General features: G+C 54.1%; 16 protein-coding genes, 2 tRNA genes and 4 pseudogenes. 6 read left to right on the top strand and 16 right to left on the bottom strand.

The window, feature by feature from the left end; genetic code table 11:
* The 16 genes and pseudogenes from O3W44_RS19390 to O3W44_RS19315 form a co-directional block, all read right to left on the bottom strand.
* Positions 1–927 carry a 2-hydroxyacid dehydrogenase gene (locus tag O3W44_RS19390; RefSeq protein ID WP_269294328.1) on the bottom strand — a complete coding sequence of 309 codons (927 nt, stop codon included), beginning with the start codon at positions 925–927 and terminating at the stop codon, positions 1–3.
* On the bottom strand, positions 927–1,766 hold the full coding sequence (locus tag O3W44_RS19385) for a GNAT family N-acetyltransferase (RefSeq protein WP_269294327.1): 840 nt from the start codon (positions 1,764–1,766) through the stop codon (positions 927–929). The genes O3W44_RS19390 and O3W44_RS19385 overlap by 1 nt, the downstream gene beginning before the upstream one ends.
* 10 nt (positions 1,767–1,776) lie before the next feature.
* Positions 1,777–3,108 carry an NAD(P)/FAD-dependent oxidoreductase gene (locus O3W44_RS19380; RefSeq protein WP_269294326.1) on the bottom strand — a complete coding sequence of 444 codons (1,332 nt, stop codon included), beginning with the start codon at positions 3,106–3,108 and terminating at the stop codon, positions 1,777–1,779.
* Between the two features lie 140 nt (positions 3,109–3,248).
* Positions 3,249–4,912: pseudogene (locus tag O3W44_RS19375) on the bottom strand (ABC transporter ATP-binding protein).
* A complete protein-coding gene (locus O3W44_RS19370; protein WP_269294325.1) occupies positions 4,909–5,760 on the bottom strand; it encodes an ABC transporter permease in 852 nt (283 codons plus the stop codon). The pseudogene O3W44_RS19375 and the gene O3W44_RS19370 overlap by 4 nt, the downstream one beginning before the upstream one ends.
* Entirely contained in the window at positions 5,760–6,713 is a 954-nt protein-coding gene (locus tag O3W44_RS19365) for an ABC transporter permease (protein WP_269294324.1), read from the bottom strand. Before O3W44_RS19365 ends, O3W44_RS19370 begins: the two co-directional genes overlap by 1 nt.
* Before the next feature lie 29 nt (positions 6,714–6,742).
* Positions 6,743–8,347, bottom strand: a complete 1,605-nt coding sequence (locus tag O3W44_RS19360) for an ABC transporter substrate-binding protein (RefSeq protein WP_269294323.1) — start codon at positions 8,345–8,347, stop codon at positions 6,743–6,745.
* Between the two features lie 155 nt (positions 8,348–8,502).
* Positions 8,503–9,780 (bottom strand): NAD(P)/FAD-dependent oxidoreductase, encoded by a 1,278-nt coding sequence (locus O3W44_RS19355; RefSeq protein ID WP_269294322.1) that lies wholly within the window; start codon positions 9,778–9,780, stop codon positions 8,503–8,505.
* Positions 9,781–9,790: 10 nt separating this feature from the next.
* A pseudogene (locus tag O3W44_RS19350) lies at positions 9,791–10,458 on the bottom strand (haloacid dehalogenase type II).
* Positions 10,459–10,489: 31 nt separating this feature from the next.
* On the bottom strand, positions 10,490–11,959 hold the full coding sequence (locus O3W44_RS19345; RefSeq protein WP_269294321.1) for an aldehyde dehydrogenase family protein: 1,470 nt from the start codon (positions 11,957–11,959) through the stop codon (positions 10,490–10,492).
* A gap of 352 nt (positions 11,960–12,311) precedes the next feature.
* Positions 12,312–13,769, bottom strand: coding sequence for an NAD-dependent succinate-semialdehyde dehydrogenase (locus O3W44_RS19340; protein WP_269294320.1), 1,458 nt, complete (start codon positions 13,767–13,769; stop codon positions 12,312–12,314).
* 154 nt (positions 13,770–13,923) lie between these two features.
* Positions 13,924–14,883 (bottom strand): HTH-type transcriptional regulator Cbl, encoded by a 960-nt coding sequence (gene cbl / locus O3W44_RS19335; protein ID WP_269294319.1) that lies wholly within the window; start codon positions 14,881–14,883, stop codon positions 13,924–13,926.
* A 1,793-nt stretch (positions 14,884–16,676) separates the two neighbouring features.
* On the bottom strand, positions 16,677–17,594 hold the full coding sequence (gene nac / locus O3W44_RS19330) for a nitrogen assimilation transcriptional regulator NAC (protein ID WP_269294318.1): 918 nt from the start codon (positions 17,592–17,594) through the stop codon (positions 16,677–16,679).
* Positions 17,595–18,162: 568 nt separating this feature from the next.
* Positions 18,163–19,183, bottom strand: a pseudogene (locus tag O3W44_RS19325) (ABC transporter permease).
* Positions 19,184–19,206: 23 nt separating this feature from the next.
* Positions 19,207–20,693 (bottom strand): annotated as a pseudogene (locus O3W44_RS19320) (sugar ABC transporter ATP-binding protein).
* Between the two features lie 28 nt (positions 20,694–20,721).
* Complete coding sequence (locus tag O3W44_RS19315; protein WP_269294317.1) at positions 20,722–21,645, bottom strand: sugar ABC transporter substrate-binding protein; 924 nt, start codon at positions 21,643–21,645, stop codon at positions 20,722–20,724.
* Positions 21,646–22,152: 507 nt separating this feature from the next.
* Here O3W44_RS19315 and O3W44_RS19310 point away from each other — a divergent pair.
* From O3W44_RS19310 to O3W44_RS19285, 6 genes are all read left to right on the top strand, one after another.
* Positions 22,153–22,228 (top strand) — tRNA-Asn (locus tag O3W44_RS19310).
* 238 nt (positions 22,229–22,466) lie between these two features.
* The gene (locus O3W44_RS19305; protein ID WP_269294316.1) at positions 22,467–23,000 is read left to right on the top strand and encodes a TetR family transcriptional regulator; all 534 of its coding nucleotides are present in this window, start codon (positions 22,467–22,469) and stop codon (positions 22,998–23,000) included.
* A 77-nt stretch (positions 23,001–23,077) separates the two neighbouring features.
* Positions 23,078–24,460 carry a D-arabinono-1,4-lactone oxidase gene (locus tag O3W44_RS19300; RefSeq protein ID WP_269294315.1) on the top strand — a complete coding sequence of 461 codons (1,383 nt, stop codon included), beginning with the start codon at positions 23,078–23,080 and terminating at the stop codon, positions 24,458–24,460.
* Positions 24,461–24,477: 17 nt separating this feature from the next.
* Positions 24,478–25,308 carry a glycosyltransferase family 8 protein gene (locus O3W44_RS19295; protein WP_269294314.1) on the top strand — a complete coding sequence of 277 codons (831 nt, stop codon included), beginning with the start codon at positions 24,478–24,480 and terminating at the stop codon, positions 25,306–25,308.
* Between the two features lie 472 nt (positions 25,309–25,780).
* Complete coding sequence (locus O3W44_RS19290; protein WP_269294313.1) at positions 25,781–26,272, top strand: GNAT family N-acetyltransferase; 492 nt, start codon at positions 25,781–25,783, stop codon at positions 26,270–26,272.
* 146 nt (positions 26,273–26,418) lie between these two features.
* Positions 26,419–26,494: transfer RNA gene (locus O3W44_RS19285), tRNA-Asn, on the top strand.
* The last annotated feature ends 53 nt before the right edge of the window (positions 26,495–26,547 follow it).

Here is a 26,547-nt window from a genome sequence, read left to right as displayed (position 1 = left end):
TTAGTAACCTCGCGAACGGTCAATGATGCCGATCATCGGCTCGCCGCGCTGATAGCGGCGCAGATTATCGAGCAGTGCCGCAATGGCGCTGCCGTTTTGCGTCTGGCTGGCAACGTGTGGCGTGAGCCAGATGGCAGGATGATTCCAGAAAGGGTGGCCCGCAGGTAGCGGCTCCGGATCGGTGACATCAATCACGGCGGCGCTGAGCTGTCCGCTCGCCAGCGCAGCCAGCAGATCGTTTTGATTGAGTTGCGGCCCGCGTCCGGCCTGTACCAGTGCGGCACCGTAAGGTAGCTGACGGAACAGTTCTCCGTTGAGTAACCCTTTGGTGGCGGCGGTCAGTGGCAACAGACAGACTAAAATTTCACTGTGCGCAAGGAATTCCACTAACTGATCGTCGCCATGCCAGCAGCGCACATTTTCAATATCACGCGGTGTACGGCTCCAGCCTGCACAGTCAAATCCCATTGCCACTAACTGTTTTAGCGAGGCCAGCCCCAGTTCACCCAGCCCCATCACGCCAACACGGCGTTGAGCCGCAGGTTTCACCGGGTGCGCCAGCCACTGCTGCTCGCGCTGTTGCTGAAAATAGCGCGGCATATCGCGATGCAAACCAATCACAGAAAAGGTGATGTATTCGACCATGCCTTGTGTCAGGCCAGGTTCGATCATGCGCACCACCAGTAAATCAGCAGGCAGGGCTGAAAAATCAAACTGGTCTGCGCCCGCGCCGACTGAAAACAGCACCTTTAAACGGGGAAAGGTCGCCATGATATTCTCAGGCGGTTGCCAGGCGATCAGCATTTCAACCTGCTCCGCCTCGCCCTTTTCAGGCCAGAGATGAAGCTGGATATCGGGCGCATGCTCTGCCAGCCAGCGTTGCCACATGCGACCACGTTCAGGATCGGATTTATAAACGATATGCATCAGGCCATCGCCTGGGTCATCAACCCAAACGCCTGCATGCCTTGCGGCGTCCAGGGCGTTCCCCGTACCATCGTTGTCGGCGCATCAACCTGCTCCAGCCCCAGCGTGACCAGCCACTCACCCAGAGGTAACGCGCCGTCGGTGTCAATGCGAATAAACTCGCCCTGCAATCCCTGCATTAATGCCGCAATCAACGCCTGCGCCACCGGTAGCGTATCGGCAATCACCGGGCCGATCGCCCAGCCGTGACCAAAACGGCGCAAACTGGCAAAGCCGTGAATCTGTTTTTGCGCGTCTTCCAGCACCAGGGTTTGTTTGTCAATTAAATGCGAGATTAACGCCGGACGCTGCATACCATGCGCCTGGTAATCGTGTTCTGCCAGCGCCGCGCTGTCCGTCACATCTGCACGGCGCAGTTGCAGCCCTGCGGGGATCACAACCGCAGGCAGCGCAGCCAGTTCCCGCGTCTGATGCTGGCAAATGACACCACAGGTCACGAAGCCCAGCTTTTCGTAGAGTCCTTTCCCCATTTCCGTGGCGTGCAGCCGCACGTTGTAATCGGGCACTTTTTCCAGCAGCGCCAGCATCAGTTGTTTGCCAAGTCCGCGTCCTTGCTGTTGATTACTAACTATCACCAGGCCGATGGTGGCGGCCTTATCGCCCCAGCGCCAGAGAATGGCGCTGCCGATCAGTTTGCCCTGCTCTTCAATAACAATGCCTTCGCCCAGTTGCAGCGCCAGCTGCCAGTCTTCGCGGCGGTGCGGCCACTTGAGCTGTTGCGTCATGTCGAAACAGCTTGCAAGATCGGCCGGGGTCATTGCGCGTAGTTTCATATTCATCTGTGTCTCCTTACATCATGCCTGGGGCGTCTAAGCCGCTGCCATCTACCAGACGACTGTAGCGATAAGGTGTTGGATCAACGACAGGGGTGGATTCGGTGGCAAGATCGGCGGCCAGGCGTCCGGCACCCGGCCCGATGCCAAAACCATGTGCGCTGTAGCCTGCTGACAACACCAGGCCCGGCAACTTCGCCACGGTAGAAATGACCGGGATCGCGTCTGGCGTGCTGTCGATCATTCCGCCCCACGCCTGCGCCAGTTTAAGATTTGCCAGTGCGGGGTACTCTTTGCGCATGGCATTGAGCCCTTCCTGCACAATGCCCGCATCGGCGGCCGGATCGAGGATACGGATGCGTTCAAACGGTGATTCAGCATCAAATTCCCAGCGGCCTATCGCTTCCGGGCCGACAAAGAACGGTTTGAACCCCATGGAAAATTTGAGATTTTTACGGCGGCTCTTGAAGGTAGGAAAGAACTGACGCGCATAGCGCATGCCCTGCGCACCCGGCTCCAGGCGTCCCCGCCCGGAAACAGAAACGGTATAGCTGCCATCAATTTGCGGGCGGCAGGCGAAGCCCGGCGTGTAGAGCGGCATGCCGATGGCTTGCGCGATGGGCTGAGTACGGAACGCCGTGCCGATAACGTTACCCAACGGCAGATCAATGCCGTGGCGGCGGCAAAACATGGAGGTCCAGGCACCGGCTGCACAAATAACACGGCTGGTTTTAATCAGGCCACGTTCAGTCCAGACACCGCTGACACGTCCGGCTGCAATATCCAGCCCGCGAACGGCACACTGTTGAAACACCAGCGCCCCAAGACGCTGTGCCCCTGTGACCAAACCCGCCGATGCCAGGCGCGGTTCCGCGTGTCCGTCAGTGGGAGAGGAAACCCCGCCAAGCCAGCTTGAGGTGCTGCCCGGCGTCATCGCTTTCGCCTGCTCAGCACTGAGCATATCGCTGCGTACGCCGTAGCTTTTCGCCATCTGGCCCCATTTTTCCCATGCGGCGATATCCGCTTCGTTGCGCGTGGCGTAAACCAGGCCGCTACGACGAAATCCCAGATCTTCACCGGTTTCCTGATGCAGTTCTCCCCAGCGTTGCAGCGCATGAATAATCAGCGGTAGCTCACGTTCATCACGGTTTTGTTGGCGGCACCAGCCCCAGTTACGGCTGGATTGCTCCGCACCCACCAGGCCTTTTTCCACTAACACCACTTTTAACCCCTGTTTCGCCAACTCCCAGGTGGCTGCAGAACCGGCAATGCCAGCGCCAATAACCACCACATCAGCGGATTCAGGAAAATTGGCACTGTCCTGTACATAGCGAATCGGTGCAGGCATAGCGTGACGACCTCTTTATTATCATTTTGTTCATCATGAGCCTGAAACTCACAGGCACTCTTTATTCGCCGAAGGCGTTACCGTCAAAGTCTGTTTGTTTATGGCAAGCGCCAGCCAGATGCAAACCCTGCCACACAACGTTACTCCGCCTTTAATATCTCTTCGTGCTCATCCAGCCATCCCTGCCGTAGCTCCGGCACGGCGCGTTTCAGGCGTTCGAAATAGAGTTCGCTGGTTGGTTTGTCGTAATCATGACGCGGCAGTTGCGTCACAATGCGTCCGCTCTTCATCACCACAATCTCATCACAGACTGCGCGCACCGCGTGCATATCATGGCTGATAAACAGCACCGAGAGTCCCAGCTCACGGCGCAGCTCACTAATAAGATCCAATACGGCTGCCGCAACCACGGTGTCGAGTGCTGAAGTCACTTCATCACACAAAATCAGATCCGGCTCTGCCGCCAGGGCCCGCGCCAGGTTAACACGCTGTTTTTGCCCGCCTGACAAGCCCCAGGGGCGTCGCCAGAGCACGCTACGCGGCAGCTTCACTAAATCCAGCAGCTGGTATAAACGTTGCTGGCGTGCCGCCCCGTTCAGGCCGTGAAACAGCGTTAACGGACGCGACAGAATACGCTCAACACTGTGTGCCGGATTCAGCGCGGTATCAGCCATCTGGAATACATACTGAATGCGGCGCAATTCATTGTCGGGACGTTTATGCATGTCGCCAGCAATGTAATGCCCATTGAAAAGGATGTGGCCCTGGCTGGGTGCATTCAGCCCGGCAATCGCGTGAGCCAGCGTAGTTTTGCCAGAACCCGATTCGCCAATAATGCCTATTGCCTGCCCTTGCCACAGCTTGAGATTGATCTCCTCCAGAATGCGGACTTTCGGCTGACCGTCACTGTCGCGTGGCCCGTAACCCGCCGAAAGATCGCGCACTTCCAGCAGCGGCTGTCTCTCCGCCGCTGCCGGACACCAGCGACTTGGCCGCTCTTTCTGCTGCGCCGCATCCATCAACAACCGGGTATATTCAGCCTGCGGTGCGCCAATTAAATGCGCAGTGGTGCCATATTCGGCAATTTGTCCGCGCAGCAAAACCAGAATGCGATCGGCCATTTGTGCCACCACGGCTAAATCGTGACTGACGTAGATTGCCGTGACGCCACGCTGCGCCACTACCCGGCGAAACGCTTTCAGCACTTCAACCTGAGTGGTAACGTCCAGCGCCGTGGTCGGTTCATCCAGGATCACCACATCCGGATCGCCAATCAGCGCCATTGCTGTCATCAAACGCTGTAACTGCCCCCGGAAACCTGATGCGGAAAGCGATCGCCGATGGTATCCGGGTTCGGCAACGCCAGTTCACGAAACAGATCAATCGCCTTGGCTTTTGCTGCTTTGCGCGTCATGGTGCCGTGAATCACAACCGGCTCAATAACCTGATCCAGAATCTTCATGCCCGGGTTAAACGACGCGGCAGCACTCTGCGCAATGTAAGAGACTTTGTTGCCGCGAAAAGCGCGTAACTGGGCGGGCGTCAGGCTGGTCACGTCAGTCCCGGCGACGTGAATGTTTCCTTCGGCGATGCGGCATCCCGTGCGTGCATAACCCATCAGCGCCATGGCAATAGTGGTTTTGCCGGATCCCGATTCACCAATCAGCGCCAGCACTTCCCCCTTCTGTACGGTAAAACGGATATCCGAGACCAGATCGATCTCTTCACCTTTATCGGTCTGCGCGGTCACGCGCAGCTTATCCACGGAAATAACCGGCATCGCCGTGTGTGGGGTCACGTTCATGCTCCCTCCTTCGCCAGCGTCATGGGGCGCATCGCTTGCAGGCTGTCGATAAACAAATTGGCACCGATGGTCAGACTGGCGATCGCCAGTGCAGGCATTAACACCGCCGGTGAGCCGTCAAACAGCCCCTGAATGTTTTCACGTACCAGCGTGCCCCAGTCGGCATACGGCGGTTGCACGCCAAGGCCAAGGAAGCTTAAACCGCTTAACAGCAGGACGATGTAGACAAAGCGCAGGCCAAAATCGGTGAGCATCGGGTGCACCATATTGGGCAGGATGTCGTGGATAGCGACATACCAGCGGCTTTCGCCGCGCAGGCGTGAAGCTCGGACATAATCCATACTGCGCAGGCTGCTGGCCATGGCAAAAGCGATGCGAAATGCGCCTGGCCAGTAGGTGAACACGGCAGTCAAAATCAGCATCGGCAGCGACGAGCCAAATACCGCGACAATCATCAGCGACAGCACTTTGCCCGGCAGTACCAGCAGCGCATCATTCACCCGGCCAAGGATCTCTTCGAGCCAGCGCCCCGCTACCGCCGCCAGCAGTGCCAGCAAAGTGCCAATCAAACTGGCTAACACCGCCGCCGTCAGCGCCAGGCCGATTGAAAATTTCGCCCCATACAGGATGCGGCTCAGCATGTCGCGACCGAGATAATCGGTGCCCAGTACGTTGTCACCCGTAAAGCCGCCCATTAGCGGGCCACCGCCGATATCATCAATACTGTGCGGCGCCAGCTGCGTGCCGAACAGCGCCATCAGCAGCCAGAACAGGGAAATTAACAAGCCCAGCCGGCCGGAATTCGACAGCGACTGAAAGAAACGCCAGGGAAGCAGCAAACTGTTCATTAGCTTCTCCATTTTGGATTAAAGGCGATGGTAAGAACGTCTGCCGCCAGCAGCAAAACCAGATAACAGGCAGCAAACAGCATCACACAGAGTTGAACGACGGGCAGATCGCGGTTGCTCACGGCATCCACTAACTGGCTGGCGAGACCGGGATAGCTGAAAATAGTCTCGATAATGATGACGCCACCAAACAGATACGACAGGCTGAGCGAGATGGCATTCGCTATCGGCCCCACCGCGTTAGGCAGTGCATGACGCAGTACAGCACGCAGTGGCGAGACGCCTTTCAGCAACGCCATTTCCAGATAGGGGCTGTCGAGTTGGTTAATGATGGCAGCGCGTGTCATGCGCGCCATCTGCGCCACCAGCACGCAGCACAGCGTCAGCACAGGCAGCGCATAGGCTTTCAGATAACTCACCAGATCCATGTCCGGGCTACCAAACGACATAGCAGAGACCCAGTGCAGCTTGACGGCGAAGATCAGTACGGCGATGGTTGCAACCAGGAATTCCGGCACCGCAACAGTAGCCATGGTGCCAATGACCAGCGCCCGATCCAGTCGTGAGCCACGATTCATTGCCGCGATAATGCCAATGATCAGCGCCAGCGGCACACAAATCAGTGTTGTAATGGCCGCCAGTTCGAAGGTGGCGGGAATACGCTGCGCCACCAGCTGCGACACGGGTAAATGGCTGGCAAACGAGGTGCCAAAATCCCCTTGCAACATTCCGCCCAGCCAGCTGAAGTAGCGCATCAGTAGCGGTTGATCTAAGCCTAGCTGCTGACGCAACGCCGCCACCGTTTCCGGTGTGGCGTTTTGTCCCAGAATCATCTGCGCCGCATCGCCCGGCAGCAGGCTGGTGATAAAGAACACCACCGCCGAGACGATAAGCAAGGTCAGGATGCCGGCACCCACGCGCCGGGCAATCAGGAACATCATGTATCGGTTCATCGGCGTACTCCTTTTTTACGGATAACGGATCAGGCAGAAAGCCAGGCAAATTCATGGAAGCGGTAGCCCATCATCATGCCCGACGGCCAGGCTTCGACGCCTTTCACTTTCTTGCTGTAGCCATCAGTCGAGCTGATAAAGGTCGGGATGATGGTGCCGCAGTGGTCGTAGATCAGCGTCTGCATGTCGCCATACATCTGTTTGCGCTTTGCCTGATCGCGTTCACCGCGCGCGGCCACTACCAGCTGATCGAACTGGTCATTTTTCCAGCCTGATTCATTATTCGGCGCACTCGACATGTAGAACTGTGAGAACAGCATATCCAGCGTCGGACGTGGGTTGATGGAGCCGTAACCCACCGGATCTTTGGTCCAGTGTGTAGACCAGTAACCGTCATACGGCACGCGGCGCACTTTGAAATTGATCCCGGAATTACGTGCCACCTGCTGGATGAGCTGTCCACCTTCGTTTGCCCCTTCAATATTGGGCGTGGTGATAATCTCAACGGTGGCACCGGTCATACCGGCTTTCTTTATGTGGAATTTGGCTTTTTCGATGTCGAGCGGGCGCGGTTTCAGGTCAGCGTTGTAAAGCGGATGCCACGGCGGCACAGGCGTGTCGTTACTCACGTCGCCGTAGCCTTGCAGCACGGTTTTCACCAGCATCTCGCGCGGCTGCAGATATTTCATCGCCAGCACAAAATCTTCGTTGCTGCCTGGCTTCATGTCGGTGCGCACAATCAGGTTGGTATACATGCCTGATTTGCTCTCCAGCACCCCGAAATTACTGGTGGCTTTAATGCGTTTGCAGTCGGCCGCACTCAGCGTGGAAACCATGTGCAGATCGCCTGACATCAAGGCGTTGACGCGTGCTGCACCATCCGTTACGCCCAGCAGTTCAACTTCATCAAGATGTGGCAGGCCAGGTTTGTAATAGTCTGGATTGCGGGTGCCCACTGAGCGAACGCCTGGAGAAAACTCTTTGCAGACGAACGGGCCGGTGCCAATGCCTTTGGTGAAATCTTTGGTGCCATCCTGAACTATCAAAAACGCCGGGGTAGCCAGCATGTACGGCACGTCAAAGTTGGCGCTGCTTAACACCAGCTGCACTTCATTATCGTTGACCGCCGTGATGGATTTGAATTGATCGGCCAGCTTAAAGGCGTTAGAGGCGACAGCAGGATCTTTATGGCGGCTCAGCGAGTAGATAACATCTTTAGCGGTAAACGGCTTGCCGTCGTGAAAGGTAACGCCCTGGCGTAGCTTGATGTGCCAGGTAATCCCATCCGTTGATTCAAGCGATTCGGCTAACGCCGGTTGGGCAGCCAGATTTTTATCCAGCTCAGTCAGACCGCTGTAGAACATATACTGGCGGGTGTAATCGCCGCTGTTGTTACTTTTCGCCGGATCTAAGGTATCCGTGGCGGAAGCGTTGGACATCGCCGCCCGAATTTTGCCGCCTTTGACCGGGTTCTCAGCCGCAAAGCTCATCTCCGGAAATGCCATCAGTCCGCTGCTCATTACCGCGCCGGCGGACAATAACTTCATTAAGCTGCGGCGGGAGAGCGATCCTTCCGTGATCAATCGCGTCAGAGCCGGATTTGCCGCACCAGAATCTTTACTCAATTTACTCATCTGCACACCCTCAATAAGCGTTTAATAATCAATTTTCTAAACAGTTCAGGTTGCAGCATCAGGGCAATTGAGCACCTCCCGATGCGCTTACGCCTGTAAGTGATTCGGGTAAGCGAGTGCAGCCATGCCCCTGCGGCCTGAAACAGCACGGAAATTTATGAGAGCCGATCCTTAGCTTTGTAGTACAGCCCGGCGAGGGGCAAAAACCACGGCTTACCGTGATAACCTGGCAAAGCAGGCCATGCGTCGCGCTGCCAGGGATTTTGATGACGTTTTTCAGCCAGCAAGTCAGCCATGACCTGTCCCATCCACACCGACATTTGTGTGCCGTGACCGCTGTAGCCGAGGGAATAAAACACGCCATCGTGCTCACCAGCACGTGGCAGACGATCGGCAGTCATGTCCACCATGCCGCCCCAGCAATAGTCGATGCGTGCTTTCGCTAATGCCGGAAACATAGTGGTCATGGCATCGTGCAGGATTTCGCCGCTGCGCGAGTCTGAGCCAGGATTGCTGACGGCAAAGCGAGCACGACCGCCAAACACCAGGCGCCGATCGGCTGTGGTACGGAAATAGTTGCCGAGATTCATGGAGGTCACGTAAGTGCGATCCTGTGGCAGCACCTGACGCAGCAGTTCATCGCCCAGCACTTCGGTAACCACAATAAAGCTGCCAACCGGTACGATACGACGCTGAAACCACGGAAAGGGTCCCTCATTTGAACAGCCTGTTGCCATTAACACCTTATCAGCCACGATTTCGCCCTGCTGGGTGTGGATACGGTGCCGATAGCCATCAAGACGCACCAGTTGGGTGACAGCATGGTGCGGGTAGATTTTTGCGCCGTTACGTGCCGCCGCTTCTGCCAGACCCGCACCAAATTTGCCCATGTGCATTTGTCCGCCGCGCTTTTGCAGCAGGCCGCCGTGAAAATCATTGCTGCCAACTTCACGGTGGATCTCATCTTTGCTAATCAACTCAATTTCAGGATCGACGGTACGGCGCATCAATTCCCAGGCTTCACGTAATCCCTGAAAATGGGAGGCTTTACTGGCCAGCTTGATTTTGCCGCACAGGCGAAAATCGCAGTCGATCTGCTCTTCACGCGTCAGCTGCTCGACATAACTTACGGCATTGTCATAGGCGCGATAGAAACGGCTGGCCTGCTCAACGCCCTGACTTGCTACCAGCGAGGCAAAATTTTGCGCGACGCCGGTGTTGCAGTGACCGCCGTTGCGCGCTGAGGCCTGGCTCATGATGTCGCCGCGCTCAAGCAGCACCACATTTATGCCATTACGCGCCAGATTCAACGCCGCTGAGACACCGGTAAAACCGCCGCCAATGACCACGACCTCCGCGTGTGACGGCAACGGCTCACGGGCGGCACCGGTAAAGGCCGGTGCGGTAGCTTGCCAGAACGATTCCAGTTTCATGGGGTGATCCTCAGAGTCCAACAACACCCGGCAGATCGCCGATGTCTTTGATTTCGGTGTAGCCGTAAGCCGGACAACCCGGTTCGTGACCCCGGTCTACCCAGACTTTATGAGTAATGCCGAGATCGTGAGCGGTCATCAGGTCATAACGCAGGCTGGATGAGACATGCAGGATTTCATCCGGGCGACACGCCAGCTTCTCCAGCATGTACTCAAAACCTTTCATCTGAGGTTTGTAAGCACCTACTTCTTCTGCCGTAATGGTCATGTGAATCGGCGCGCCCAGACGCGGAACATGATGAGGAATCAGGTCTTTCATTGAGTTGGTCAGTAGCACCAGCGGAAACGCTGTAGCCAGCTTTGCCAGGCCCGCAGGCACGTCAGGATGCGGCCCCAGGTGGCGCAGTCGGTGTAAATAAAGTCGCTATCCGCTTTATCCCAGTTCACACCCCATTTTTTACAGGTGCGCTGTAAGGCGTTGCTGACCACATCGTAGTAAGGTTTCCACGCGCCTAACACCTCATCCATACGGTAGCGGGCGAAATCGGTGATAAAGGCACTCATCGCTTCGGGTGCGACGCGGTCGGTGAAGCAGCGTTTGGCTGCACCTGCCATGTCAAAGTTGATCAGCGTGCCGTAGCAGTCAAAGGTGATGTATTTAGGTTTAAACAGTGCCATGAAACAGCCTCGTCATTGTCAGATGTTCAGTTTAGAAATCGATAAGTACGCTTTTCTGGCGCTGGCAGGCCTGAAATGCCTGACGCCCTAAATCCTTGCCGATGCCAGATCCGATAAAACCACCGGTGGGAATAATGAAATCACCGGAACGGCCGTAACGGTTGATCCATACGGTGCCGGCATCAATTGCTCGCATCGCGCGTAATGCACGCGGCAGGCTGAGGGTATGCACCCCGGCACATAAGCCATAAATCTCATGTGCTGCCAGGGCTAAACCCTCTTCTTCATCATCAAAAGCCTGGACGGTTAACACGGGTCCGAAAATTTCCTGCTGCACGGCCGGATTGTCCTGACGGACGTTGCTGAGCAAGGTAGGCTGCCAGAACCAGCCCTCTTCGGTATTGGCGAAGCGTTCACCGCCAACCAGTACCTCTGCCCCCTGCGCTTTGGCGGCCTGAATTACTGAACAGACTTTGTTGCCCTGACGTTCGTCGATCAGCGGCGCATAGCGGCTGTCACTGTTCCAGGTGACGCCTGGCTGGGCTTCGCGACACAGTACAGCCAGCTTTTCCACCAGCGGGTCGGCCATGCCGCGCTGCACAATAAGACGTGTTCCCGCCACGCATGCCTGGCCGCCGTTGGCGGTGAAGCCACGAAAAATTCGCTGCGCCAGAACGTCGATATCGCCTGCATCGTCAAATACCAGCTGTGGGCTTTTGCCGCCGAGCTCCAGCGTGACCGGTTTCATCCCGAACTGCGCGGCGTCGCTCATAATGCAGGCGCCGGTCAGCGTGGAGCCGGTAAACGAGACTTTGCGCACCAGCGGATGTTTCACCAGCGCGCTGCCGGTTACGGCGCCGCTGCCCTGAATAATGTTTAAAACGCCTGCCGGTAATCCCGCCTGTAGCGCCAGTTCCGCCATACGCACCGTTGAGAAAGGCGTGAGCTCTGAGGGCTTGAGCACCACAGCATTTCCTGCTGCTAATGCCGGCCCGCATTTCCATGAGGCCATGGAGAGCGGAAAATTCCACGGCGTGATGGCACCAATCACGCCATAGGGTTCAGCAATCAACATGCCAAGGCTGCTTTCACGGGTAGGAAACAGATCGCCACTGTATTTATCTGCGCATTCGGCGTAGAAGCGGATGGCTTCGGCGGTAAACGGAATTTCGTGCTGCACTACGTCGCTGATGGGGCGGGTGGAGCCAAGGGCTTCCAGTTGCGCCAGTAAGCTGTCCTGCTCAATCAGATCGGCCCAGCGGCGCAATACCCGGCCACGTTCGCGCGGTGAACAACCTGACCAGCCGCTGGTTTTCAGTGCCTGATGAGCGACCTGGACGGCGCGATCAACCTCTTCCGGTAGTGCTTCATTCAGCGTGGCGAAAACCTTGCCGTCAGAGGGGCGTTTCACCGCAAACGATGCACCCTGCGTCTGCACATGCTGCCCGCCAATATAATGACCAACAGGAAGAGAAATTTTTTCAGGGTCGAAACTTAACATGGAAAAATCCTTATTTGTTAAACCCATCACTCGCTGGCGAATAAATTTTTCAGCGGCGCTTATATTCACTGTTAATAAGCTAATGCAGAAAGTATGCCAGTCGGGCAAAAAAAAAAATGCGTTTAAAAGAGCGCAAAAAAATTTTCTGCCGTTTTAAACAAGTAAAATTTGCTGAATTGCCGAACCTTTAAACAGATGATTTACTTCACAAAACAGACGCATTCTCTTGGTGCAATGCGCATGAAACTTGCACTAAAACAGAGAAAAAGCGTGAAACCTGACGCAGTGCACAAAATAAAAAGCGCCCGCAATAAAGGATTGCAGGCGCTTTTTTAAAATTAATGTTGATTATTCAAAGACTGCCAATATGAAAAGTTTTCTGCTCCAGATATTCATCGATTCCGTAGCGCGATCCTTCCCGCCCTATTCCTGATAATTTTACACCGCCAAAAGGAGCAACCTCTAAAGAAATGGCACCGGTATTAAATCCAACCATGCCAAATTCTAAAGATTCAGCAACCCGCCAGGCACGGCGAATATTTTCAGTAAAGAAATAAGCGCCTAAACCGTAAGGCGTATCATTAGCCATCGCGATAGCCTGCTCTTCATCATCAAAAATAAACAGCGGTGCGACCGGCCCGAACGTTTCCTCATGCGCAATACGCATCTTATTTGTCACATTGCCCAGAACGGTCGGTTGAACAAACGTGCCGTTATCTTTGCTGATCCCACCAGTCAGTAAGGTTGCGCCCTGGCTGAGTGCATCATCAATGTGGCTGTTTACTTTTTCGACGGCGCGATCGTTGATCAGCGGGCCGATGGTGCTGTCGGGCGCAAAGCCATCGCCTACTTTCAGTGTTGCTACCGCCTCCAGCAGGCGCGCTGAAAAACGTTCATAGATGCCGCGCTGTACCAGAATACGGTTGGCACAAACGCAGGTTTGTCCGGCGTTACGGAACTTGCTGACCATAACGCCCGCAACGGCGATTTCAATATCCGCATCATCAAAAACAATTAACGGTGCATTACCGCCGAGTTCAAGGCTGAGACGCTTTATGCTGTCGGCGCTTTGCTGCATTAACAGCTGTCCGACACGGGTGGAACCCGTAAAAGAGATTTTGCGCACCGTGCGGCTTTCAGTAAGCGCCGCACCAATCTCCGTTGGCAAACCTGTCAGCACCTGCAGCACGCCGGACGGAAAACCTGCCCGTTCAGCCAGCACCGCCAGCGCAAGGGCTGAAAGTGGCGTCAGTTCAGAAGGTTTGACAATGACTGGGCAACCGGCAGCCAGCGCAGGCGCGACTTTGCGGGTGATCATCGCTATCGGGAAGTTCCACGGCGTGATCGCGGCAGCGACACCCACCGGCTGCTTCAGTACCAGAATGCGGCGATCGTGAGTGGGAGCGGGAATGGTGTCACCGTATATGCGACGCGCCTCTTCGGCGAACCATTTGACGAAGCTGGCCCCGTACAGCACTTCGCCTTTAGCTTCTGCCAGCGGCTTGCCCTGCTCAGCGGTCATGATCGTCGCCAAATCGTCGGCGTTATCGATAATCAGCTGGTGCCATTTTTCCAACAGCGCAGCGCGGCTGGCAGCGGGTGTTTTGCCCCAGCTGCTGCGCACTGACTCAGCATGTGCAATAGCCTGTTCCGTTTCTTCACGTCCCAGCGCAGGGATCGTAGCGAGGGTTTCGCCGTTAGCCGGGTCGATAACCGGCAGCGTTTCGCCCTGATGCGCATCCTGCCAGCGTCCGTCAAACAACGCCTGCTGGCGCAGCAGATTGCCATCCTTAAGTTGTATACGCGACATAACATCCCCTTTTGATGATTTAAAATCACTTTATCGCGTCGCATCGGCGCAGGATGTTTTTCTGAGGGGTTAGAAAGAAAGTTACGTGAGTTTTACTGGCGGAAAAAAAATTTTATGCCGTGAATCCCTCCCGGCCTGGCCGGAAGGCGTCGGTTCAGATTTGGAAGTCGATAATCTGCTCTTCTTCGCTGGCGTAAGAGAGCGCCTGGCGTTTGATCTCTTCCAGCGAGAGATTAGCGTTACACAGCTCAAGAAACTGCCAGACATAATTGCGCTGTAACTGACCGCGCTTAAGGCCAAGCCAAACGGTGTTGGCCTCAAATAAATGGGAGACATCGATGCGCGTCAGATCCTCGCCCGCTTCCGTTTCACAAGCCTGATCTGCGAGGATCCCGACACCCAGCCCAAGTTTGACATAGGTTTTTACCACATCGGAATCCTGTGCGCTTAACACGACATCGGGCCGCAACCCTGCACTCTGAAACGCTCGATCAACGCGCGAACGTCCGGTAATTCCCTGCCGATAAGTGATTAACGGATGCTGGCTGAGTTTATTGAGTGAGACAGGCTGATGCTGCTCCAGCTCATGACCTTTTGGTACCAGCAAAGCATGATGCCAGCTGAACCATGGAAATGCCGCCAGATTTGGGTTGTTGACCAGCTGTTCACTGGCAATGCCGATATCCGCTTCGCCCGCCATTAACATCGTGACAATTTCCTGCGGCGAGCCCTGGTTTAGCTCCAGACGCACATTGGGATAGAGTTGGCGGAACGCTTTGATGACGCGAGGCAGGCTGTAGCGCGCCTGCGTATGCGTGGTGGCGATGGTTAATATACCGCTGGTTTGGTTGGTAAAGACATCCGCGAGGCGACGCACTTTGCCCGCCTCATCCAGAATGCGTTCAGCAATGGTAAGCAGCGCCTTGCCGGGTTCCGTCATGCCTAACAGACGCTTACCCCGACGGATAAAGATCTCAACGCCAAGCTCATCTTCCAGATCGCGAATATGGCGACTGACGCCCGACTGGGAAGTAAACAGCGTGTTTGCAACTTCCGTTAAATTAAACTCACAGCGGGCCGCTTCACGGATAATTTTAAGCTGCTGGAAATTCACGGCGTTTACCTCCCTTTACCTGATTGGTTTATCTGATGTTAAGAAGGAAAATTGATAACAACAAATAATAAAAAAAATTCTTATATGACAATAGGGAATAAAAGGCGCGCAGGGTTCGGGGGCGAACTGGTGCTGATTTCGTTCGCTGCGCGAACAGGGCTTCGTTCGCTGCGCGAACCGGGTGCTGATTTTGTTCGCTGCGCGAACTGGCGCTGATTTTGTTCGCTGCGCGAACTGGCGCTGAGAAGGTTTCGTTCGCTGCGCGAACAGGCACGGAGAAGGTTTCGTTCGCTGCGCCAACGGGCGCTGATTTCGTTCGCTGCGCGAACCGGGCGCTGAGAAGGTTTCGTTCGCCCGGCAGCCGGGCAGTTTCATTTTCCCCGCTGCAGGCGACCGACAAGGGTTGCTGAGCGGCAACCCTTGACCCGCGCTTCCGGCCTGCCCGCCCGCCGCTCCGCGGTCCCTTCGCTCTTTCTGGATTTCTGACGGAACGGCTGAATTCACCCTCCGTGGTTCATTCCAGCCTCTTCGCGGCATCCATGCCGCTCGTCCTGAAATCCCTCATCCGCTCAGCGTGCGGGAAGGCCTCTGACAACCCCCCGCTGCACCAGCGGTTTCCCTGTTTTCATAACGTCATCGTTGTTTGCTCATGCGAAAATCCCTCATCCGCTCAGCGTGCGGGAAGGCCCCGACAAACCCCCGCTGCACCCGCAGTTTTCCTGTTTTCATAACGTCATCGTTGTTTGCTCATGCGAAAATCCCTCATCCGCTCAGCGTGCGGGAAGGCCCCGACAAACCCCCGCTGCACCCGCATCTTCTGTTCTTTATAAACCTCATGGCGGTGAGTTTTTGAGTTTAGAGTTTTGCGTTTCAAAATCTCAGACAACACGAATCTGTTTTAATAAATAAAAGGATTACAGGCGGGGGTTGGTGGAGGCATCCGGCGCGCTGAGGAAAGAGCGCAGGCCAGGATGAGCCGACAGGACGTCGGCGAGAGGCCGGAACGCGCCAGGGACTGGCAAGTCCGGGCGGTCCGTCAGGCCGCAGCGAGAGACGAAGGTACAGCAGAGGCTGCCGGGCGCGGGGATTGTCAAGGGGGCCGCAACGCCCCCTTGACACGCCCGCCTGCACGGAGGCGCTGAAACTGCCGCACGCCTGGCGGGCGGAACCTGCACGGAGCGTGTTTACCCGCACGGCGGGTTTCGTTCGCTGCGCGAACAGGAAGGCCTCTGACAAACCCCCGCTGCACCCGCAGCTTCCGTTCTTTACAGACTTCATGGCGGTGAGTTTTTGAGTTTAGAGTTTTGCGTTTCAAAATCTCAGACAACACGAATCTGTTTTAATAAATAAAAGGATTACAGGCGGGGGTTGGTGGAGGCATCCGGCGCGCTGAGGAAAGAGCGCAGGCCAGGGTGAGCCGACAGGACGTCGGCGAGAGGCCGGAACGCGCCAGGGACTGGCAAGTCCGGGCGGTCCGTCAGGCCGCAGCGAGAGACGAAGGTACAGCAGAGGCTGCCGGGCGCGGGGATTGTCAAGGGGGCCGCGACGCCCCTTGACACGTCCGCCTGCACGGCGGTGCTGAAACTGCCGCACGCCTGGCGGGCGGAACCTGCACGGAGCGTGTTTACCCGCACGGAGTGTGTTTACCCGCACGGCGGGCGGAACCTGCCCAGAGTGTGTTTACCCGCACGGCGGGCGGAACCTGCCCAGAGTGTGTTTACCCGCACGGCGGGCGGAACCCGCACGGAGCGGAGTATTACCCGCACGGCGTGCACACCCACACGGCGTGCCCCTTAACTCACTAACATCAGTTCACGCTCTTCGGATAGCGGCTTGTTCAGCAATGACAGCAAAATATTCTTCACGGCTTGCGCTGATGGCGACAGCGGCAGACGCGCGGACACATTCAGTGACAACGGCAGGTTCAGTGAGGGGCTGTTAATGCGTGCCATCCAGGCGTTGGTTGAGCCGACCAGCGAACGAGCAGCGGATTCGGGCAGCACAGTAACACCCATGCCGCTGGAAACGGCGGCCGTCAGTGTAGAGATCGATTCAATCTCACCGATAATGCGGGCGCTTAAACGGCGCAGCGAAAAGGCTTCATCAACACGTTTACGCACGGCGCTGTAGTCACGTGGCAAAAACAAACTCATCTGTGCCACATCGGCAAGATCTACGGTCGCACCCGGACAATCTGTGGTCCCGACCAGATAAAGTTCCTCTTTCATCAACGGAATGCTGTTGATACCCGCCGTTGGCGCACGATCATACAGCACCGCCATATCAAGCTGACCGTTCATCACCTTTTCGTTCAATGAACTACCGCTGTTTTCATGCAGGTAAACCAGCACATCTGGAAACTGCTCGCGCACGGTTTGTAGCAGCGGCATGGTCAGTGACGATGCCGCTGTCCCCGGTGCCAGGCCGATTGACACCTGACCATTTAATGCCTGTCCTGCATTGATCACCGCAGTTTGTGCCTGCTCACACTGGCGTAAAATGGTACGTGCGTGCGCATAAAGGATCTTACCGGCTTCGGTCGGCGTCACGCCGCGCTTAGTACGGATGAGCAATTGCTGGTCCAGTTCATTTTCCAGCGTGGCAACCTGTTGACTCAGCGCAGGCTGCGCGATGTGCAACACTTCAGCTGCCTGGGTCAGACTGCCGATATCGACGATTTTTACAAAGTACTTCAGTCGTCTTAAATTCATCTTGCCTCCGTCACCTATCCCCGAATACCTGACTGGTCTGAGCCAATCGCTTTGTTAGTAATCAGATTGCAATATGCAGGCCAGTTTTTTGCAATTCAGCCAACAGTCAGGCCAGCCTCTTGCTAACGGTCAGTAAAATAAGCGTTTCTGATTACCTCATAAGAGGTAACTGGCGGGGCGTATATTGATTAACGGATGACAAAGGCCCGCTTGCACTGTCATAGTGCAGAAAATGAAAAACAGGTGTGCAAAAAAGTGATGGCCCGGCGAGCACTTTTAGTGCATTTCACAGACGCAAGGCACGCTAAAGGCGCGTGGCGACTGGATCAGAGAAGAGTCAGGCGTTAAGGAAGTGTAAACGTTATCAGTAGTTAATCTTATAGACGACATGTGTGGCCTGCTACCGTTACGAACTGACTGCGGGTAGCCGGAGCGTCGGAGCGAGCAGGCAAGCGCCTTCGCGGTGTGGGAAGGCGACAAGATTGTTCAGCCCCGGAAGCATAAATAACGGTGTGACCGGGGTGAACAGACGCAGCCAACGCCTCCACAACGCGAAGGAGAAAGAGCATTAGCGTTTTTTGCGGTTGCGGCGCATATCAATTGAAACAGCAGCCACGATAATGATGCCTTTAATGATGTCCTGAATATACGCATCAACACCCACAAAGGTGAATCCGCTCTTGATCAGGCCGAGAATGACAGCGCCTATCAGCGTACCGGTAATACGCCCTACCCCCCATCAGGCTGCTGCCACCGATAACGGCGGCGGCAATGGCGTCCAGCTCGTAGGCCATCCCCATGCTTGACTGTCCGCTACTGACGCGCGCCGCCAGTACCACACCGGCCAGACCAGAAAGCGCGCCGGCAATGGTGTAAACGATGACCAAATATTTGTTGACGTTAATACCGGAGACTTTCGCCGACGTCATGTTACCGCCGATGGCGTAAACATATTTGCCGTAGCGCGTATGCTTCAGAGCAATATGGAACAGAAAGGCGACGACCAGAAAGATAATGACCGGCATGGCGCCCTGACCAATCGCGGTGAAGCCATCGGACAGAAAGCTGATGGGATTACCCTGGGTATAATATTGTGCCAGACCGCGAGCCGACACCATCATGCCCAGCGTGGCGATAAACGGAGGGATCCCGGTGCGGGTAATCAACACACCATTAACCAGCCCACACAGCAAACCCACGCCGATCCCGGCACCAATCGGTATCGCCGCAGGCATATTCACCAGTGACGGGAACATCGGCGACAGGCTGTCAGAAGTTTGCGCCAGGCTGGCCGCGACGACTGCGGTAAGCGCAATGACCGAACCGGAAGATAAATCAATACCGGTGGTGATAATGACCTGGGTCACGCCAACCGCAATGATACCGATGATGGCAACCTGAAGCAGAATCAGAATCAAACGGTTGGTATTAAGCAGGAAAGACTGATCGCGAACGTACCAGCCCGCCATTTCAAAAATCAAGGCAATGCCAACCATCACAATAAAAATACCGGTATCTTTAGGTAATTTATGTCGCAGGTTCGCCAGGAAAGAAGGTTGCTCAGGGGCCGCAGGGGCCGTTACTTTTATATTGCTCATAATCGTCTCACGCCTCACTCGGATGCCAACGACAAAATGGTTTCCTGGTCGGCTTCTTCTTTATCGAGGATGCCGGTTATACGTCCGCCATGCATCACCATCACCCGGTCACTCATGCCTAAGATTTCCGGCAGTTCAGACGACACCATGATGATGGCCACGCCACGGTTGGCCAGTTCACTGATTAAGCGATAAATTTCTGCTTTAGCCCCACCACATCAATGCCGCGGGTAGGTTCATCCAGAATCAGAATTTTGGGTTGTGCCAGTAGCCAGCGAGCAATCAGGACTTTTTGCTGGTTGCCCCCGCTGAGGTTATTGATGATTTGATCCATCGTTGGCGTTTTGATGTTCAGACGACGGATTTGATCCATGCAGTCCTGCGCCATCCTGACATGGCTGACAAAGCCGCTTTTGCCACTGTATTCCGGCATGTTGACGATGCTCATGTTTTCCAGCACCGATAACACCAGAAACAGGCCCGATTTTTTACGATCCTCGGTCAAAAACGCCATGCCCTTCTCAATGGCTGTCGAGGGTGAATCAATATTCACCGGTACGCCATCAATTAATACCTCACCGCTGTCGAAACTCTCCATACCGAACAGACTTTCCATCACTTCACTGCGCCCCGCCCCAACCAGACCGGCTACGCCCAGAATTTCGCCTTTACGCAGGGTAAAGTTGATGTCAGTGAAGCGATCTTTGCAGGTGAGATTGCGTACCGTCAGTACCTCTTCACCGATGGCATTGTTGAATTTCGGAAACAGCTGCGTCAGTTCACGCCCCACCATCTGTGTAATCAGCGACTGGCGGGTAAACTCAGTGGTGTGATTACTGCCAATCCAGCTGCCATCACGGAAAATGCTGATCTCATCGGTGATAGCGAAGATCTCATCCATTTTATGACTGATATAGACGATGGCTTTACCCTGCTTACGCAGGTCACGAATAATGGTAAACAGATGCGCCACCTCGGTTTCGGTCAGCGCAGATGTCGGTTCGTCCATGATGACGATGTCGGAGTTCCATGACACCGCTTTAGCGATCTCGACCATCTGTTGCGAAGCGATACTTAAATCACCCACCATACGATCGGCTTTGAGACGGATATTCAGTTTGTTTAACAATTCCTGGGTGATTTGGTTGAGCTTGCCGTGATCAACGAAGCCATACTTCATTGGTTCACGCCCCAGCCAAATGTTTTCAGCAACCGTCATATAGGGCACCAGATTCAGCTCCTGGTGAATCATTGAAATGCCCGAACGCAACGCATCCATGGTGTCCTGAAACTGCACCGGCTCCCCTTTAATGCGAATGGTGCCCCTGTCGGGACGATACATCCCGATCAGGCACTTCATTAAAGTGGATTTGCCCGCGCCATTTTCACCCATCAAGGCATGTACCGTTCCCGGACGCACACGTAATGACACGTTGTCGAGTGCTTTCACTCCGGGGAAGAACTTGCTGATGCCTTCGGCTTCAAGCGCAAAAGCGGACATACATCACCTCCGTACGGCGAAAGAACCATTATTTTTGATTGCGATTCACAAACTGTTCCATGTTGTCTTTGGTGATCAACTGATACGGGATATCGACCACTTTTTGCACTTTTTCGCCTTTTGCCAGTTTCACCGCTGTCTGCACCGCGCCCTCACCCTGCCCTTTCGCATCCTGGAAAACGGTCGCGACAATTTTGCCGTTTTTCAACATCTGCAAGGCGTCGGGCGTGCCATCTACCCCGGCGATTAAAATTTTATTGGGGTTTTTACCCAACGCCTGCAACGCACCGATAGCCATTTCATCGTTATTGGATGCGATGGCCTGGATATCGTCCCCTGCGGTCATCCAGTTGCTCACCACATCCACCGCATCGTTACGCATGAATTTGGCCGTCTGCTTTTGAACCACTTTGATGCCGGGATATTTAGCCACAACCGCTTCCACGCCTTTGGTGCGGTCGCGCGTGGCCTCGTTTGCCAAATCACCCAGCAAAATGGCGACGTTGCCTTTACCGTTCATCGCTTTTGCCAGGGCTTCCATTTGCAAACGTCCCGCCAGTTCAGAATCCGATCCGACATAGGCCATTTTGTCAGTGAGTTCCGCTTGTGGACGACGGTTAACGAACACCAACGCAACGTTGGCTTTTTCGGCCTGGTCCATAATGGGTTTAACTGCGTTGGTATCCACTGGGTTAACGATGATGGCGTCAACGCCCTGACCAATGAAGTTTTGTACCTGTTGTAGCTGTTGTGACACATCGCCTTTGGCGTCTTCGATCTGCCCTTTTACGCCCTCTTTTTGCATCTCTTTTTGAATTGAGGTGCGGACAATGGTCAGAAAGTTGTCGTCAAACAGCGCCATTGAGACGCCAACCTGAATATCTTTTGCCATCGCGGCGGCGGGTAACATGCAGGCTAACAGTGAGGCAACGATCGTTCTTTTGATGTTCATAGGGATCCTTCTTTATTGTTAACTTGCTCAGTTGGCTGACACCGCGAATGAAAAATATCTTTTACATTCATTCAACCCGGCTGGCGTTTTTTGGTCGGTTAGTCGAGGTAAAACACGGGTTTAAATCTATTTTTGTGACCCATAACTCCTTTTCACAATCTCCTGATTTGAAACCGTTTAATTTCAAAACCACGTTTTATTTCTCTCATGCTGTTTCGTCCGTGAAAACAAACAGTTCATTTGTTCCATATGGGTAGTTTTTGAAATTTTTATCATAAAAGCACTGAAATGCTTGTTTTAACATCATCAAACAACAAAACTTTGACATGCCTCTAACATCTGCAGAGAAATGCGTTTAAAGTGAGATCCTGTTGGCAGTTTGAAAAGCAGGCGAATGTGATGAAAAAGCGCCAATCCGCTGCTTTTACGCGCACTTGAACGCAATTAGTAAAAGAGTGCTTTGACATCCGTGAACGGCATCGCTAATATTCGCCCCGTTCCAACGATTCCTCTGTAGTTCAGTCGGTAGAACGGCGGACTGTTAATCCGTATGTCACTGGTTCGAGTCCAGTCAGAGGAGCCAAATTCGAAAAAAACCGCTTAAGGCAACTTAAGCGGTTTTTTTATGCCTCTGTTCCGCCTTCCTGTCGCATATTCACGCTAACGGCTGTGTTAATCTCTTTCTCCTGTTTTACTGATCACTTTTTTGAGCACTATGTCGGCACCCACAAAACGAAAAAAATGACCCTGAAGGGCTAAAAAAACGCATCATTGCTGGCGCGTTAAAAACCTTTGCTGAATTTGGTATGCAAGGCGCGCGCATGGAGCAGATTGCGGAAAACGCGCAAACCACGAAGCGCATGGTGGTGTATCACTTTGGCAGCAAAGAGCAGCTTTATATCGAAGTGCTGGAACAGGTTTATCAGTCCATTCGTCAGCACGAAACGGGCCTGAATCTGACGGTGATGGATCCGGAAACGGCGATGACAAAACTGGTCGAAGCCAGCTTTGATTATCACGTTTCACATCCTGACTTCATGCGGCTGGTGTGCAGTGAAAACTTGTTGCGTGGCCGCTACATTAGTCAGTCGGTTCGCATCAAGGCGCTGAACCGCAGTGCGCTCGATCTTCTTGATGACATTCTGACGCGCGGACAACAGCAAGGTCTGTTTATCAATGAAGTAGAGACGATTGATGTGCATCGCCTGATCAGCAGTATTTGTGTTCACCACGTCTCTAACCGCTATACCTTTAATGCGCTGTTTAGTCCGGACAACAGCGAGGAAGAAAGCATTCATCGCAACCGGCAATTAGCGGTAACGGCAACGCTACGCTATATCCGCAAGCACAATTAGCCACCTCAGGCTGCGTTTTTAATGGTCTACGCTTTATAGACGAACCCGTAACAAACCATAAAAACAGGAACGCAGTAGTGAGCAGAGACGCCCGCCTTTATCCGCTTCGCCAACCCCATATCAACCCGCATGATGATGCTGTCTGGAACTGGGCGCAAAATGCTCAGATCGGCAGCCGTCATCAGGTGCGACGCCCGGCGAGCGAAGCGGATCTTCAACAATTACTACGCCAGACACAGGACCAGGTACGCGTTATCGGCAGCAAACTGTCGCCAGGCAGAATGCTGCACGTCAGCGAAAATGATCTGCTGCTGGATCTCAGTGCCCTCTCCGGGGTGCTAACCAGCGATGAAAACAGTGTTACGTTTGGCGGCAGTACTCCGCTGCACCGGGTTTACAGCATATTGACCAGCATGGGCCGTATGTTGGGTTCATCACCCGGCGTGATCGCGGTGCAAACGCTGGCAGGTGCCATGACCACCGGCACGCACGGACAGGGATTGCAGCAGAGTTCGCTGGCAGATGAGGCGTTGCGCATTCGTATGGTGCTTGCCGATGGATCGCTACGCGAGTTTGTGCGTGGGGAGAATGATTTTGCTGCTGCGCAAGTGACGCTGGGCGCGTTGGGCATTGTTACTGCCGTGACGTTACACACCGAACCCTTTCGCATCTTTACCTGCCATAAATATGCCGTATCGGCAGATACGCTTGAGCAAGATTTGCTGCACTGGAATGAAAGCTATCCATTAAGCAAAGCCTGGTGGTTCGTTGATGATAATGTGATGCATGTCTGGAACGCACACCAGGCGAGTGAAAGCGATCGACAACGTTATGAGCAGCAGGGCCGCCAGGTACTTCTGCACGCCGAAACGGGCGATGACAGCCTGAACGACACCATTGATCAAACGCTGGCGCACATGCACCGCGATACCCAGATTCAGGGTAAAGGCGGTAAACAGTTCCGTACCGTGACCCGCTTTCGTGATTTTACTGACGTGACAGGCGACATTTATCAGCTCTTTTGTCGCGGCATTGCGGTACCGCAAATCAACGTAGAAATTGGCGTACCGCTGGCAAACACGCCAGCCATTATCCGCAAAATCAAAAGCTGGTATGCGCAAAACCGCCCGCATATGCACTACCCCATTATCCTGCGCTGTACGGGCGCATCATCAGCCTGGCTCAGCCCAGCGTATGAACAACCCACCTGCTTTTTTGGCTTTGTGGTTTATTACGCCGATGACGGCTCACTGTCACAGGATGGCCTGCATTTTCTGACCGAAGTCGAAAAGCTGCTGGCAGAAGAAGGCGGACGCCCGCACTGGGGCAAATATTATGACGACACAAGTTACACGTGGCGCGAAATTTATCCCCGCTGGGATGATTTCCGGGCATTGCGCAGCCAGCTCGATCCACAGCGCCGCTTCAGTAACGATTATGTCACAACACTTTTTGACTGAATTTAACGGGGGAAATCATGTTTGCCTGGGTAACGTTGTTGACTCAACCCGACTATCTGGTGGGTGTTAAAGCCCTTCACCACTCATTAAAGCAGAGTAAAACCCGCTGGCCGCTGGTGGTAATGACTACCGATGCCATTTCGCTGGCCGATCGTGAAGATTTGCAGGCACGGGGCTGCGTCATTCATCACGTCACGCCGCTCGCCCCACGGGACGATTTGGACCATCATTACGCTTCTGCCAAGTTCAGTGAAGTCTGGACCAAGCTCCGTGCCTGGCAGCTGACCGAATGTGAGCGCGTGGTGTTTTTAGACGCCGACATGCTGGTAATGCAAAATATGGACGAGCTGTTTACGCTGGATCTCGGCGATAATTTGCTGGCCGCGTGTCACGCCTGCCGCTGCAACCCGAATAGTATTGCTACCTACCCGGCTAACTGGCAGCCGGAGTTTTGTCACTATACCTGGCAGGAGCGTGGCGAACCGGCTCCCGCCATGCTTGATAATTATCTGAACGGTGGTTTTCTGGTCTTCAGACCTGATAATGAGGTGTTTGAAGCCATGGCGCAGCGTATTGCGGCGATTGACGATTTGAGTGCTTATCCTTTTTCTGAGCAGGATTTGCTCAATGAAGTGTTTGCCGGACGCTGGCTGCCGCTACCTTATATTTACAACGCGCTGAAAACCCTGCCGTTCCAGCACAGCCGTTTGTGGCAAGGCGATAAAGTGAAAAACCTGCACTTTATTTTGGCTAAACCGTGGGATCGTGATTTAGACCAGCCAGAGATCGAGCGCGATCGTTACTACGCGCTGGATAAACTGTGGTGGGAGAAAAGTACGGATAGTTAATTATCTGAACATTTGCAACCAGCCTGTTGTTTGTTTTAATCACCTCATAAATAACAGGCATCGCATTAACCGGACCAAACTTACTCCAATAATTCGAAGCCGGATGTAAGGGTTTTATATGAAATTTAATTTTAATCGAAGGGGATTAATGGCTTTTATATTGTTTAATCCCTGAAACGAATGATGTAAGTGAGCCATTTAGTTGTTCTTTCAATGTTACTTTCGCTTTTAATTCTTGCAGCAAGCCTGCGGGGATATTCGTTCTGACTAAACCGTGGAATCGCGATTTGGATCAAACTGAACTTGAGCGCGTTAGCTATTATGTCCTGGAAAAATTCCGGTGGAAAAAAGGGTCAACCCTCTGTTGGCTCATCCCTCACCGTTCTCTTCTTTCTGGCGCGGGTGACCTTCCCGCTTTTATCCTGTCTGGATAGCTAAATCTATTTGATTACCTTTTACAGGAGTAAATAACGTGATTCGTTCAGCGAGAGCACAAGATTTACCGGCTATCATCGCTATTGCTGCCAGCACAACGATGTTTATGAGTGATGAGCTTGACCATTTTCGCGATCTGCTGGCTTCCTTGTTCCATCAGCAGGAGACTTTGCCGAATGAAGCGGGGCTGATTGTTGCGCTGAACGGGCCTGGCGATGAGGCAGATATTGTCGGTGCCGCCTTTTTCATGCTGGAGCCGATGGCACAGGGGATCATGAATTTGCTGTTTATTGGTGTCGCGCCTGAAGCGAGAAAACGCGGCTTTGGTCGCGCGTTGCTTGACAGTTTTGGCGAGGCAGTTCAGGAACATAGCGCCCGACTGGCTATCATTGAAACGGCTGGCGATAAACTGTATGAACCGGCATGGCGTCTTTACGAGGCAGCAGGCTTTAGACAGGAAGCATGTATCCGTGATTATTATGATGACGGGCTTGATAAACTGATATTTAGTCAGCGTTTTGCAAGGTAAAACCCGGTAGTCAGGCTCCTTCCCTCGCGGCTTAACTGGCTCTTTTCCTGCAAGGTTGCTGCAAATTTCAGCAGTCAGAAGATTTTATGAAAAAGAGCTTTGACAAGCCAAAGTGAGGCCGTTAATATGCGCCCCGTTCCAACGATTCCTCTGTAGTTCAGTCGGTAGAACGGCGGACTGTTAATCCGTATGTCACTGGTTCGAGTCCAGTCAGAGGAGCCAAATTCGAAAAGCCCGGTCTTTGCAAAAGACCGGGCTTTTTTCGTTGTGTTGAA

The organism is Pantoea sp. LMR881 (assembly GCF_027157825.1).
In the GTDB taxonomy this organism is placed as follows: domain Bacteria; phylum Pseudomonadota; class Gammaproteobacteria; order Enterobacterales; family Enterobacteriaceae; genus Pantoea; species Pantoea haifensis.
Note: the sequence above shows the minus strand (reverse complement) of the source record. Positions and strands in the feature narration are given on the sequence as shown.